The organism is Aeromicrobium sp. CTD01-1L150, from assembly GCF_041951745.1.
GTDB lineage: Bacteria > Actinomycetota > Actinomycetes > Propionibacteriales > Nocardioidaceae > Aeromicrobium.
Genome location: NZ_CP169555.1, coordinates 3,603,747 through 3,616,421, shown reverse-complemented (window position 1 = coordinate 3,616,421; position 12,675 = coordinate 3,603,747). Strand labels below are relative to the sequence as shown.

At 70.2% G+C, this 12,675-nt stretch carries 13 protein-coding genes; 10 read left to right on the top strand and 3 right to left on the bottom strand.

The features are described from left to right. The first annotated feature begins 34 nt into the window (after positions 1-34). Positions 35-931, top strand: coding sequence for a hypothetical protein (locus ACEVFP_RS17870; protein WP_375000820.1), 897 nt, complete (start codon positions 35-37; stop codon positions 929-931). A 92-nt stretch (positions 932-1,023) separates the two neighbouring features. Here the strand turns inward: ACEVFP_RS17870 and ACEVFP_RS17865 are convergent, their stop codons facing one another. After that, complete coding sequence (locus ACEVFP_RS17865; protein WP_375000818.1) at positions 1,024-1,602, bottom strand: CGNR zinc finger domain-containing protein; 579 nt, start codon at positions 1,600-1,602, stop codon at positions 1,024-1,026. Positions 1,603-1,973: 371 nt separating this feature from the next. Between ACEVFP_RS17865 and ACEVFP_RS17860 the strand changes: the two genes are divergently transcribed. The 5 genes from ACEVFP_RS17860 (at position 1,974) to ACEVFP_RS17840 (ending at position 6,452) form a co-directional block, all read left to right on the top strand. Next, positions 1,974-2,645, top strand: a complete 672-nt coding sequence (locus ACEVFP_RS17860; protein ID WP_375000816.1) for a sortase domain-bontaining protein — start codon at positions 1,974-1,976, stop codon at positions 2,643-2,645. Then, entirely contained in the window at positions 2,645-3,286 is a 642-nt protein-coding gene (gene pyrE, locus ACEVFP_RS17855; protein ID WP_375000815.1) for an orotate phosphoribosyltransferase, read from the top strand. Before ACEVFP_RS17860 ends, pyrE begins: the two co-directional genes overlap by 1 nt. Before the next feature lie 173 nt (positions 3,287-3,459). Then, the gene (locus ACEVFP_RS17850; protein ID WP_375000814.1) at positions 3,460-4,077 is read left to right on the top strand and encodes a TrmH family RNA methyltransferase; all 618 of its coding nucleotides are present in this window, start codon (positions 3,460-3,462) and stop codon (positions 4,075-4,077) included. 65 nt (positions 4,078-4,142) lie between these two features. Then, the gene (locus tag ACEVFP_RS17845; protein ID WP_375000813.1) at positions 4,143-5,063 is read left to right on the top strand and encodes a GNAT family N-acetyltransferase; all 921 of its coding nucleotides are present in this window, start codon (positions 4,143-4,145) and stop codon (positions 5,061-5,063) included. 9 nt (positions 5,064-5,072) lie between these two features. Continuing rightward, positions 5,073-6,452 carry an FAD-dependent oxidoreductase gene (locus tag ACEVFP_RS17840; RefSeq protein ID WP_375000812.1) on the top strand — a complete coding sequence of 460 codons (1,380 nt, stop codon included), beginning with the start codon at positions 5,073-5,075 and terminating at the stop codon, positions 6,450-6,452. A gap of 45 nt (positions 6,453-6,497) precedes the next feature. Here the strand turns inward: ACEVFP_RS17840 and ACEVFP_RS17835 are convergent, their stop codons facing one another. Continuing rightward, positions 6,498-7,157, bottom strand: coding sequence for a hypothetical protein (locus ACEVFP_RS17835; RefSeq protein WP_375000811.1), 660 nt, complete (start codon positions 7,155-7,157; stop codon positions 6,498-6,500). 294 nt (positions 7,158-7,451) lie between these two features. On the opposite strand from ACEVFP_RS17835, the gene fbaA reads away from it, so the two are divergent. The 3 genes from fbaA to ACEVFP_RS17820 all read left to right on the top strand — a co-directional run bounded on the left by fbaA (position 7,452) and on the right by ACEVFP_RS17820 (position 10,152). Next, complete coding sequence (fbaA, locus tag ACEVFP_RS17830; protein ID WP_375000809.1) at positions 7,452-8,471, top strand: class II fructose-bisphosphate aldolase; 1,020 nt, start codon at positions 7,452-7,454, stop codon at positions 8,469-8,471. A 7-nt stretch (positions 8,472-8,478) separates the two neighbouring features. Then, positions 8,479-9,669 (top strand): hypothetical protein, encoded by a 1,191-nt coding sequence (locus tag ACEVFP_RS17825; RefSeq protein WP_375000808.1) that lies wholly within the window; start codon positions 8,479-8,481, stop codon positions 9,667-9,669. Positions 9,670-9,747: 78 nt separating this feature from the next. After that, on the top strand, positions 9,748-10,152 hold the full coding sequence (locus ACEVFP_RS17820) for a DUF3151 domain-containing protein (RefSeq protein ID WP_375000806.1): 405 nt from the start codon (positions 9,748-9,750) through the stop codon (positions 10,150-10,152). Here the strand turns inward: ACEVFP_RS17820 and ACEVFP_RS17815 are convergent. After that, positions 10,131-11,090, bottom strand: coding sequence for a diacylglycerol/lipid kinase family protein (locus ACEVFP_RS17815; RefSeq protein ID WP_375000805.1), 960 nt, complete (start codon positions 11,088-11,090; stop codon positions 10,131-10,133). The two genes, ACEVFP_RS17820 and ACEVFP_RS17815, sit on opposite strands and share 22 nt — an antisense overlap. A gap of 135 nt (positions 11,091-11,225) precedes the next feature. Between ACEVFP_RS17815 and ACEVFP_RS17810 the strand changes: the two genes are divergently transcribed. Continuing rightward, complete coding sequence (locus ACEVFP_RS17810; RefSeq protein WP_375000804.1) at positions 11,226-12,515, top strand: adenylosuccinate synthase; 1,290 nt, start codon at positions 11,226-11,228, stop codon at positions 12,513-12,515. Positions 12,516-12,675 lie beyond the last annotated feature (160 nt).

Sequence of the window (12,675 nt, the reverse complement as noted above, 5' to 3'; positions counted from 1 at the left end):
CGTGACCGATCCAGTGACCGATGAGGAGATGTTGATGAGACCCATTGCTGCCGCCGTGACCACGGGCGCAGCACTGGCCGCACTGACCGGCTGCGCCAGCCCCCACGGTGGGACGGAGGGCGACCCTGCCCCGCGTGCCTTGACCGAGACCGAACGGGAGGTCCTCGCCGAGGCGGAGGGCATCCTCACGCGCCGCTGCATGGTGAGCGAGGGCTACGAGATCTTCCTGTCCGAGCCGCCCGAGAAGGGTGCTGACCTGCCCTATGGCAACGACGACATCGAGTTTGCCCGGGAGCACGGCCTCGGACTGCCCGAGCCCGTCACCGACGAGGATCGTGAGGACTCCGAGAACGGACGCTACTTCGCCGGCCTGTCCCCGCAGCAGCAGGAGGGCTACCTCGAGGCATTGAACGGTGACCCCGACCATCAGGTCTCGACCCAGGTACCCGGGGCAGGCTCGGTGTCCGCGAGCACCCGTGGCTGCACGGCCGCCGCCCAGGGCGAGCTCTACGGCGACTTCGAGGACTGGTTCACCACGAGCACCCGGGCCGAGGCACTGCCGCAGCGTCACCGCGCCGAGGTGGTCGAGGACGACCGGTACCGCAAGGCCGAGGACGCATGGGGCCGCTGCATGGCCCGGCAGGGACACGACGTCGACAGTCCGGCCGAGCTACGGGCGTCGATGATCGAGCCGCCTGGCGAGGAGGCTGCCACGACGACCTCGGCCGATGACGACGCGGAGCTGGCCGCCGCGGTCGCCGAGGCGCGGTGCGGCGCCAGCACGCGACTGCCCGACATCGGGCAGCAGGTCGAGAAGGAACGTGTCGAGCAAGCCGGCGAGGCCGAACGCCGCCTCGTGCGCCACTACCGCTCACTCTCGATGGACGCCCTCGAGCGGGCCGAGGCCATCGTGGCCGAGGTGGCCCAGTGATCGACGCGAGACGTGCCTGAGCCGTGCTGCCTGCCGCCATTGCCACAGCCCCGCCGGTGTCCCGCACGGCCCGCACCGACCGACGGCGACGGTCAGGTGCTCGCCCCGGCCTTGTGCCGGTGATAGTGCCGGGCCACACGGGCACGGTTGCCGCAGATCGAGTCGCGGCACCACTTGCGGCGCGGGTTCACCGGCCAGAACAGGAACACGCAGTCCTCCATGGCGCACTCCCGGATGCTGGTGACCTTGGGATCGGTCAACAGGTCCGCCGCGGACTCCGCCAGCTGGGTGATCAGACGTGAGCCCGCGTGCGATGGACGGGCCGGCTCCTCGGTCAGCGCCGTCTGGCTCCACGCGAGCTGGCGGACCGGAGGAGCGGTGCGCAGGGCCACGTTGATGCGGCGCACGCTCGCCTGGGTGGGGTTCCGTCCATGACGGGCGCGCTCCACGGCGGAGGTCACGTCGTCACGCAGGTCCCTGACGGCGGCGAGGTCGGACTCCTTGAGCTTCGCGTCCTGGGTATCGAGCCGTTCCTGCTCCTGCCCGACCCACAGCCGGAGCCCGGCGAGGCTGGACAACCCGTCGACCCATCCGACCGAGGGCAGCAACAGCTTGGTGTTGATGAAGTCAAGGGCCAGCGGCTCGCCGGTCAAGGGGACGAAGTCGCTCACGGTGCCCAGTCTACGGTCTCTCGGGTAGCGCGGTCACGCATGGCCTAATGGTGAGATGGTGGCCCTCAGACGTTAGCCGCTCCCGAGCGTGCTCCCCGGCCGTTCGCTGTGTTGTTGGCGGCTGGCGCCGCGTGAGAACCGGCGGTGGTTTGGTGTGGGCGGTGCAACGCCCCGCCGTTCGCTGTGTTGTTGGCGGCTGGCGCCGCGTGAGAACCGGCGGCGGTGTGGTGTGGGCAGTGCAACGCCCCGCCGTTCTCGGGGGGTGAAACGGCGGGGCGCGCACCGTCAGTGTAGGCACTGTGTGGGCTCGTTCAAGCGGTTCGGGAGAATTTCCGGACGGGGGACTATGGGCCCATGAGAAGATGGGGCCGATGAGTACCACCAGCCCCGAGAAGCCGCGTCGACGTGCCCGACGTCGCCGCAACCCGGTCCTCGCCCTCCTCGGGCTCAGCCTCGTGGTCGCCGGCCTCGGCATCCTCGGCTGGGGGGCCTGGCAGTACTGGGGCACCAACATCGTGGCCAAGCAGGAGCACGCGCAGATCCGGGAGGTCATCGCGGACGACTGGGGCAACGGCATGGACTCCGATGCCATCGGCCTGCTGCGGGTCGAACGATGGGGCGATGACTACGAGGTGCCCATCGTCAAGGGCTTCGAGGACGAGGATCTCGCGCGCGGCGTCGGCTGGTACGAGGAAGGCGTCATGCCCGGCGAGGTCGGCAACTTCGCGATCGCCGGCCACCGGGTCACCCACGGCGAGCCGTTCCGCGACTTCCTCGAGCTGCGCGAGGGCGACCTCGTGGAGGTCGAGACGCGCACCCACATCTACACCTACGAGCTGGAGAACGCCGGCGACTCCCTGACCCTCGACTTCACCGTCGGCTGGCCCCTGCAACCGGTGCCCGACCCCGATCTGCGCGGCGAACAGCCCACCGAGCCCAAGCTGACCATGCTGACCTGCTCGGAGCTGTTCCACACCCGCGACCGCAACGTCGTCTTCGGAGACCTCGTCGACGAGGTCGAGAAGGACGTGGCTGAAGCCTGATGCACGACCACCAGCACGAGTTCATCGAGCTCGCACTGCGTCACGACGTCCTGCGCTTCGGTGAGTTCACGCTCAAGTCCGGTCGGCGCTCGCCGTACTTCTTCAACGCCGGCAGGTTCGACACCGGGGCCGGGCTCGCTGGGCTCGGCCGTCTCTACGCCACCGCCATCGTCGACTCCGGACTGGAGTTCGACGTCCTGCTCGGACCCGCCTACAAAGGCATCCCCATCGCGGCCGCCACCGCCGTGCAGCTCGCCGAGCATCACGGCCGTGACGTCCCGTGGTGCTTCAACCGCAAGGAGTCCAAGGGCCACGGTGAGGGTGGTGTCCTCGTGGGGGCACCCCTGAGCGGCCGGATCCTGGTGCTCGACGACGTCATCACCTCCGGCAAGGCCATCCGGGAGGTCCTGCCGCTCGTGGAGGACGCCGGTGCGACGCTCGGCGGCATCGTCGTGGCCGTCGACCGCCAGGAGCGCGGCACCGGGGACCTGTCGGCCATCGGTGAGGTGCAGCGCGACACCGGCGCGGACGTCCACGCCATCGTCACGCTGGACCACCTCATCGAGTTCCTCGAGGAGTCCGGGCGCTACCCGGAGCACCTGCCCGCGGTCCGCGCCTACCGCGCCGAGCACGGCGTGTGACCGCTGTGCCCTCCGAGGGCCGCCCACGGCCCGGCGCGCCCGCTGCGTCCTCTGAAGGCCGCCCGGGGCCCGGCACCCTCGCTGCCTCCTCTGAAGGCCGCCCGGGGCCCGGCACCCCCGCTGCGTCTTCCGAAGGCCGCCCGGGGCCCGGCACCCCCGCCAGGTCGGTCGGCGTGGGGCCGTGGGTGGGCCCGTGGCCCGACGACCCCCGCCTCGACCCTGAGCTGCTGGCCGCCGGTGACCGACGCAACGTCGTCGACGCTTACCGGTACTGGCGGGTGGAGGCGATCGTCGCCGATCTGGACGCACGTCGCCACCCCTTCCACGTCGCGATCGAGAACTGGGAGCACGACTTCAACATCGGCTCCGTGGTGCGCACCGCCAACGCGTTCAACACCGCCGGGGTGCACGTGGTGGGCCGACGCCGCTGGAACCGCCGCGGCGCGATGGTGACCGACCGCTACCTGCACGTGCACCACCACGAGAACGTGTCGACGCTCTCGCAGTGGGCCTCCGGCGAGGGGCTGCCGCTGCTGGGCATCGACAACCTGCCCGGATCCGTGCCACTGGAGAGCGCCCGCCTGCCACGCGAATGCGTCCTGCTGTTCGGCCAGGAGGGCCCGGGGCTGTCCGACGCCGCCCGCGCAGCCTGCGACCACACGCTGTCCATCGCCCAGTTCGGCTCGACCCGCTCCATCAACGCCGGGGCGGCAGCCGCCATCGCGATGCACACCTGGGTCCGTCAGCACGCCGGTGACCTCCGCGAGGTCGATGGGGGCTCGCCGGATTGAGGCCAATGGGTCGTGGAGCCCAGTACATCATTGAGTCCCGCGCATTCCCTGACTAAGGTCAGAGAATGTGCGGGAGTCCTGACGCCATCGAGAGCCCGATCGCCATCGTGCGACGGTTCAACCGCTCGTGGACCCAGCGGATCGGTGTCCTCGACGACTCGTTCCTGGGCTCCGGCCGTCCGCTCGGCCCGTCGCGCCTGCTGTTCGAGATCGACCAGGCGGTGAGTGTGCGTGATCTTCGACGCCGGCTCGGCCTGGACTCCGGCTACCTCAGCCGACTGCTGCGCGAGCTGGAGGGCGAGGCCCTGGTGGAGGTCAGGCCGGATCCCGACGACGCGCGTCGCCGCGTCGTCGCGCTGACCCAGCGTGGACGTCTGGAGCGAGCCGACCTGCAGGAGCGTTCCGAGCGGCTGGCCGCGCAGCTCCTCGACCCGCTCTCGGACCGTCAGCGCGAGCTTCTGGCGGAGTCGCTGCAGCGTGCCGAGCGCATCGTGCGTGCCGCCACGGCGACGATCGAGGTCGAACCCGCCGGGTCTGCCGAGGCGCGCGAGGCCGTTGCCGCCTACCTCGGCGAGATCGATGAGACGTTCGCCGACGGGTTCGACCCGGAGCAGGCTGCACACGACGAGGAGTCCTTCAGCGGGGAGCGGGGCCGCTTCCTCCTGGTCCGTGCCGACGAGGAGGTCGTCGGTTGTGGCGCACTGCAGTGGCTCGACGTCAGGACCGCCGAGGTCAAACGCATGTGGGTGCACCCGTCCTGGCGGGGTCTGGGACTGGCCGGCCGCCTCCTGCGGCGCCTGGAGGAGGTGGCCCGGTCGCAGGGGCGCGACGTGGTCAGGCTCGACACGAACGCCAGCCTGACGGCGGCCATCGCCATGTACCGATCAGCCGGCTACCAGGATGTCCCGCGCTACAACGACAATCCGTACGCCCAGCTCTGGTTCGAGAAGCGACTCGGCCCCGCAGCCGCACCGCCTGCCCCCTAGTGTTCTGCCATGGCTCCTCGCGTGCTCGTGATCGGGGGCGACGCGGCAGGCATGACCGCCGCGTCGGCCGTCAACCGGCTGCTCGACGACGTGGAGGTCGTCGTGCTGGAGCGCGGCACGTACACGTCGTACTCGGCGTGCGGCGTCCCGTACTGGGTCGCCGGCGACATCGGCTCCTGCGACGACCTCGTCGCCCGCACTCCCGAGGAGCACCGCCGGCGCGGCATCGACGTCCGGCTCGGGGCCACCGCGCGGTCGATCGACGTCGAGGGGCGCACCGTCCGGTTCAGTGACGCCGCAGGCGAGCAGGAGATCGGCTGGGACCGGCTCGTCGTCGCCACCGGGGCGCGGTCGGTCCGACCTGATCTCCCGGGCATCGATGCTCGTGGGATCCACACCATCAAGGACCTCGACGACGGTCACGCGGTGCTGGAGCACCTCGCCGCCGGCGCTCGGGACGCCGTCGTGGTGGGCAGCGGGTACATCGGCATCGAGATGGTCGAGGCCTTCGCCGCGCGCGGACTGCGGACGACCGTCCTGGAGCGGGACTCGACACCGTTGCCGATCGTCGAGGACGAGATCGGGGCGGTCATCGCCGAGCGGATGTCCGCCCTGGGAGTCCGACTCGTCACGGGGGCCGAGGTCACCGGGTTCGGGGTCGGTGACGACGGCTCCGTGGAGTCCGTGCGGACCGATGACCAGGAACATCCGGCCGACATCGTCGTCGCCGCCTTCGGTGTCACCGCCCGCTCAGAGCTCCTGCCGGATGCGGCCAAGGGAGCCAAGGACGGCCTCGTCACCGACGAGCAGCAGCGCGTGCGGGGCATGGAGGGCGTGTGGTCCGCCGGAGACTGCGTGGTGACCCGCGATCGGCTCAGTGGAGGTCTCGTGCACCTGCCGCTCGGTACCCACGCCAACAAGCAGGGGCTCGTGGCGGGGGAGTCGATCGCCGCGTCACTCGGGGCGACGTGGTCCGGCCGAACCTTCCAGGGAACCATCCAGAGCGCCGTCACCAAGCTGTGCGACCTCGAGATCGCCCGCACCGGCCTCGGCGTCGAGCAGGCACGCGACGCCGGGTTCGACCCCGTCGTTGCCACGATCGAGACGACCACTCGCGCCGGCTACTACCCGGGCGCCCAACAGATCCACGGCCTGGGTGTCGCCGACCGGGCGTCGCGGCGGCTGCTCGGGGTCCAGCTGGCCGGTGGCGAGGGAACAGCGCTGCGCATCGACACCGCGGCGATGGCGCTGTGGTCCGAGCTCGGGGTCGACGAGCTCGTCATGACCGACCTGCCGTACGCGCCGCCGTTCTCCTCGGTCTGGAGTCCCGCGCAGGTGCTGGCGCGGGCGTTGACCAAGAAGCTCGCCGAGGGTCCGGAGAGTCGCTGAGGCAGCCGGCGGGGCCGAGCCGGGCGGCTCGTCAGGCGTCGCCCGTCACTCGTGCTCGGCGAGCGTCGCGGTCACGGCCTCGTGGTGCTGCTCGATTGGCTCCCACAGGGAGCCGACGTGCTCGGTCCAGCCTTCGAGCGGTTCGAGGATCGCCGACGGCGGCGCCGTGCCTTCGGCGACGCTGCGGCCGGCCGCGAGGACGGCGTCCAGGTTCTCGTCCTGCACACTGTCCGGAGCTTCGGCGACGGCGGACTCGCAGTGCTGTCCTCCGGCGACGTCACCAGTGCACGCTGATGCGACCCAAGCCACCTGGGGGTATCGGTCCGCCTGCACCGTCTCGAGGGCTTCCTTGAGGTTCGTGTAGGCATCGCGAAGAGCGGTGAGCTGCTCGTGGACCTCGTCGTCGCGCGTGCCGGCCCGGGTGCCCAGCGCCTCGTCGACCGACTCCAGCAACACGTCCACCTGGCCGACGGTGTTGGTGATCCGGTTCTCCAGCTGGTCAGCCGCCTGACCGTCGACCGGCTGGCCGACGGAGGCCACCATGGCCACCAGCGGAGTCTCGTTGAGTACGCCGATTCTCTCGACGTAGCCCGACGTCACCGAGTAGTCGCCGGAGAGCAAGGGGCGGAACGCCACCCAGGCGATGAGAGCGATGACGGCCACGACGACCAGCGTGACGCCGCCGATCAGGACCTTCTTGACCATGGGACCCCCTGTTGTCCGATCGTAGGGTCCCGGAGAACCAGTCAGAGGTCAAGGCTGGGCCGGGGGTGTGAGCCTGGAACTCGTCCTCAGTTCCCCCACGGCGAAGACCACTGCCCCCGACGCAGACGTGTTCACCGAACCGTGCACGCCCGCTCCGTCGTCGCGCCGGCTCCCCCGGGGCCATGGCGCCGGCTCCGTCGCCCTGCCGTTGACGGTGGCGCGGGCACCGCTCAGGTGGGGAACGATCGCCGGTACGCTGGCGGCGTCGCTGCCGGACGTCCACGAGGAGCCCCCATGCCCGTCGCCACTCCCGAGATCTATGCCGAGATGCTCGACAAGGCCAAGCGCGAGTCGTTCGCGTACCCGGCCATCAACGTCTCCTCGTCGCAGACGCTGAACGCGGCGCTCGCCGGGTTCGCCGAGGCCGAGTCCGACGGCATCATCCAGGTCTCCACCGGTGGTGCGGAGTACTTCTCCGGCCCGACCGTCAAGGACCGCGTCACCGGCGCCCTCGCCTTTGCCGCCTTCGCGCAGGAGACCGCCAAGAACTACCCCGTCAACGTCGCGCTGCACACCGACCACGCCCCCAAGGACGCCGTCGAGAACTGGGTGCGCCCGCTCCTCGCGGCATCCACCGAGCGCGTGCGGGCCGGCGGCCTGCCGGTCTTCCAGTCGCACATGTGGGACGGCTCGGCGGTGCCGCTGGAGGAGAACCTCGAGCTGGCGCAGGAGCTCCTGGAGCTGAGCGCTGCGGCCAACATCATCCTCGAGGTCGAGATCGGCGTCGTCGGCGGCGAGGAGGACGGCGTCGAGAACGCCATCAACGACAAGCTGTACACCTCCCCGGAGGACGCGCTGGCCACGGCCGAGGCCCTGGGACTGGGTGAGAAGGGCCGCTACCTGACGGCGTTGACCTTCGGCAACGTGCACGGCGTCTACAAGCCCGGCAACGTCAAGCTGCGGCCAGAGGTGCTGAAGACCGCGCAGGACGTCGTGGCCGAGAAGTACGGTACGCCGTCGCCCTTCGACTTCGTCTTCCACGGCGGTTCGGGCTCACTGCCCGAGGAGATCTCCGCTGCCGTCGACTACGGCGTCATCAAGATGAACGTCGACACCGACACCCAGTACGCCTTCACCCGGCCCGTCGCCGGCCACATGTTCGACAACTACGACGGTGTGCTGAAGATCGACGGCGAGGTCGGCAACAAGAAGGCCTACGACCCCCGCGCCTGGGGCAAGGCCGCCGAGGCGGGCATGGCCGCCCGCGTCGTCGAGGCCTGCCAGAACCTGCGTTCGGCCGGCACCAAGCTCTAGGCCGACCATGGCTCGGGGGTCGCGCGACGTCGCCAGGACGTACTGGATCATCGGTGCGCTCCTGGTGTGCGTCGTGGTTCTCGTCGCACTCTTTCTGTTCGTGCTGCGTGACGGCGGCCCGGACCGGAGGGTGGTCGACGCCGCCTCGGACGAGGTGACCTCGGAGGTCGCGCTCGACGCTGTCGACGCCTGGGCGGCTGAGGGCGAGGAGCTGGGGGACACCGTCCGTGTGCTGTGGGAGGGCGAGACCGAGCACCCCAGCCTCGGCCCCGCCACGATGGTCGTCCTGGCCTCCGGTGACGTCGTCGTCTCAGCCCTCCGCACGGACTCCGAGGAACAGTCGTGGCGCATCTTCAACAGTGAGGGCGCTGACCGGACCCACCGCGTGCTCAGGGTGGAGACGGGCTACTTGCTCAACTTCTCTACACAGGTCCATGAGCTGCAGGTGTGGTGTCCTGGGCGCGGTGACTCCGAGGAGACGCAGGAGACCGATGACGGTCACGTCACACAGCTGTCGGTTGACGCCGGGTTGGTCAGCGGTGCCGCGGACGGCTGCGTCTCGCGCGGCACCGAGAGCGAACCCACGATCTGGTTCGGTGACAGTGACGTCGTACCGGTCTTCGACCGGAAGGACGCCGGCGACATCTGGCAGGCGGTGACGTCCTCGGACGGCCAAGCAGTCCGTCAGGCCGCGCAGACCGCCATCGGGCACATGCAGCAGACAGCTGACGACGGGCTGGCCCCGGACCAGGTGGAGGTCGAGGTCCTCGGCGCGGGCCGTGGGCCCCAGGGGCTCGGTGCCCCCGAGGACAGAGCGGTGGCCGTCGTGGTCCGCTCGGCCGACCCGCCGCCAGGCTCGGTCGGCACGGTGGTGGCGGCGGCGTTGAGAGACTCGGTCTCCGTGCCGTCGTACGTCCTCGGTGAGCAGGTCGGCGCCGCGCCCCGTCCGGTGCTCGCCGCGGCGTGGATCGGGCCCGACGAGCGCCACGACGGCCGTCCCTTCCTCATCTACGCGATGTCGCAGGAGGTCGAGTCCCCGCAGCTGAGGGTCGGCCGCCAGGACGTCGATGCCGAGGGGCCGATCGGCTTCGTACCCCTGCCCGAGTCTGCCGGTGACCGTGTCACGCAGCTCCCCACCTCGTTCATCGGGCTGGACGGCGACGGATACCCCGTCACCGCGATGGACCGCCCGAGCTGACCGGCTGGCACCAAGCTCCGAGCCGCCTGCATGTTTCCCACGCGTGGGAAACATGCACCCGGGTCGTAGGGTCGGAGCATGACGAACCTGCTGGGCGAGCCGCCCGAGACCTTGCTTCCTGCGGACCCCGGTGCTGAGGCGCTGGACGCCGGCGACGGGGTGCAGAGCGTCGCCGCCGCGCACCCCGACTCGACCCTCGCCTGGGCGCTGCTGGCCGAGGCTGCCCTGATCGAGGGTCGCGACCTCGAGGGGTACGCCTTCGCTCGCACTGCCTATCACCGCTCTCTCGACGCGCTGCGACGCCACGGGTGGAAGGGCCACGGCCCCGTCCCGTGGTCGCACGCCCCGAACCACGGCTTCCTGCGCTCGCTGGCCGTCCTCGCCACCGGATCGGAGCGGCTGGGCGATGAGGAAGAGGCGCACCGCTGCCGGGAGTTCCTGCGGGAGTCGAGCCCGGAAGCCTACGCAGAGCTCGTGGGCTGAGCCGGGCCCACCATCGATCGCGGCACGTCCTCGGCCGTCTCGTGGGCGGTCTGCCATGGCACGAGCATCCGGAACGCACCCGGTTCGATCGTCCACCGATGGCTCGAGGAGGGAGCGCACACCTCTCCGTCGAGGCTCCCGGGGACCGCATCGCCGCTGACGGCGACGGACGTCGCCCGGCGGTACTCGACGTCGTCACGCTGTGGGTGCCGCCCCTTGCGGAGCCGCCACGCATAGACGAGGCGCCGCAGCCTGGGGTGGGACCATGAGATGGCGACGTCCAGGAGACCGTCCCCGGGATCGGCCTCGGGGAGCAGGGGAGCCCCGCCGCCGATGTAGCGACCGTTGCCCACGGCCACCTGGATGATGCGTCCGCGGCTCGGCACCGGGTCGTCGTCGATGACCACGCTGCCACTGAACCCCTGGTGCTTGACGCCGGAGATGATCGCGCCCACGGCATAGCCGACCGGGCCGAGAGCCTTCTTCCACGGCGACGCCTCCACGGCAGCCTCCGCCCCGATGCCCACGTGGACGGCGTTGACGACCGGCCTGCCCCGTGCGTCGCGGACCAGGTCGAGAGATGTCTCCCGCGCGTCGAGCAGCTGCTCCGCTGCGGCCGCCGAGTCGTCACGGTCCATCCCGATGGTGCGGGCGAAGTCGTTGCCCGTGCCGTGTGGGACCAGGGCGAGCACGACGTCGCCGAGGCGCCCCAGCTCATCGAGCACGACGACGATCGCGTGCAGGCTGCCGTCACCCCCGAGCGTCACGACCACCGAGTCGTCCGCGACCGACGACAGCACGTCGCGCAGGTCGTCGGTGTCCTTCGTCTCGACCAGCCGTGCGCCGTGCGCCTCGTGCAGCAGCGTCATGGCGGCGGCGACCTCGGCGTCGCTGCTCGTGCCCGCGTTCGCGTTGGCGATCGCCACCCACCCGGCCATGCGTTCTCCCTCGTCGGTAGTGAGCATAGGGCCAGGTCGGGCGCGGTGTTCGGCGCACGGGAGCGACGACGGTAGGATCGCCCGGTCAGAGTCCCGACGCCGGGGCTTGCCACGTGTCACGAGGGGTGCATCTCGATGCCCGCAGTCGTCATCGTCGGAGCCCAGTGGGGTGACGAGGGCAAGGGCAAGGCCACCGACCTGCTCGGTAGCCGCGTCGACCATGTCGTCAAGTTCAACGGCGGCAACAACGCCGGCCACACCGTCGTCATCGGCGATGAGAAGTACGCCCTCCACCTGCTGCCCAGCGGCATCCTGAGCCCGGGTTGCACGCCGGTGATCGGCAACGGGGTCGTCGTGGACCTGTCGGTGCTGTTCGAGGAGATCGACGGCCTGCAGGCGCGCGGCATCGACACCGGCAAGCTGCGCATCAGCGCCAACGCCCACGTCATCGCCGACTACCACCGCACCCTCGACAAGGTGACCGAGCGCTTCCTCGGCAGCCGCAAGATCGGCACCACCGGCCGCGGCATCGGCCCCACGTACGCGGACAAGATGAACCGCCTGGGCATCCGGGTGCAGGACCTGTTCGACGAGAAGATCCTGCGTCAGAAGGTCGAGGGCGCCCTGGAGCTGAAGAACCAGATCCTCACCAAGATCTACAACCGTCGCGCCGTCGCGGTCGATGAGATCGTCGACGAGCTGCTGTCGCACGTCGATCGGTTGCGGCCGATGGTCGCCGACACGGCCCTGTTGCTGCACGAAGCCCTCGAGCGTGACGAGATCGTCCTGCTGGAGGCCGGCCAGGCCAACCTCCTGGACGTCGACCACGGCACGTACCCGTTCGTGACGTCGTCCTCGGCCACCACGGGTGGCGCCTGCACCGGCTCGGGCATCGCGCCGACGCAGATCACCCGCGTCATCGGCATCGTCAAGGCCTATGCGACGCGCGTCGGGGAAGGACCGTTCCCCACCGAGCTGTTCGACGACGACGGTGACGGCGAGCGTCTACGCGTCAACGGCGGCGAGTTCGGCACCACCACCGGCCGGCCTCGTCGCTGCGGCTGGTACGACGCCCCGATCGCCCGTTATGCGGCCCGCATCAACGGTGTCACCGACTTCGTGCTCACCAAGCTCGACGTCCTCACCGGGTGGGATCGCATCCCCGTCTGTGTCGCCTACGACGTCGACGGCGAACGCGTCGATGAGATGCCGACGACGCAGACGGACTTCCACCACGCCAAGCCGATCTATGAGTACTTCGACGGCTGGCACGAGGACCTCTCGGCCTGCCGTGAGTTCTCCGACCTGCCGCAGACCGCGCAGGACTACGTGCGCGCGCTGGAGAAGCTCAGCGGAGCCCGGATCTCCGCGATCGGCGTCGGGCCGGACCGCGAGCAGACCGTCGTGCTGCACGACCTGCTCTGAGGCACGCCCTGCGAAGTCTCCAGCCAGGGGGGCCCGAACGAGCCATTCGCATGGTCACTTGTTGTCACGTTCAACCAAAAAGGTACCGGGGGGTACCCGCCTCTGGGTGAATGGCCGCTGTGGCCCGGCTCGTGGCTGCACCCATCTCTGGAGGACATTC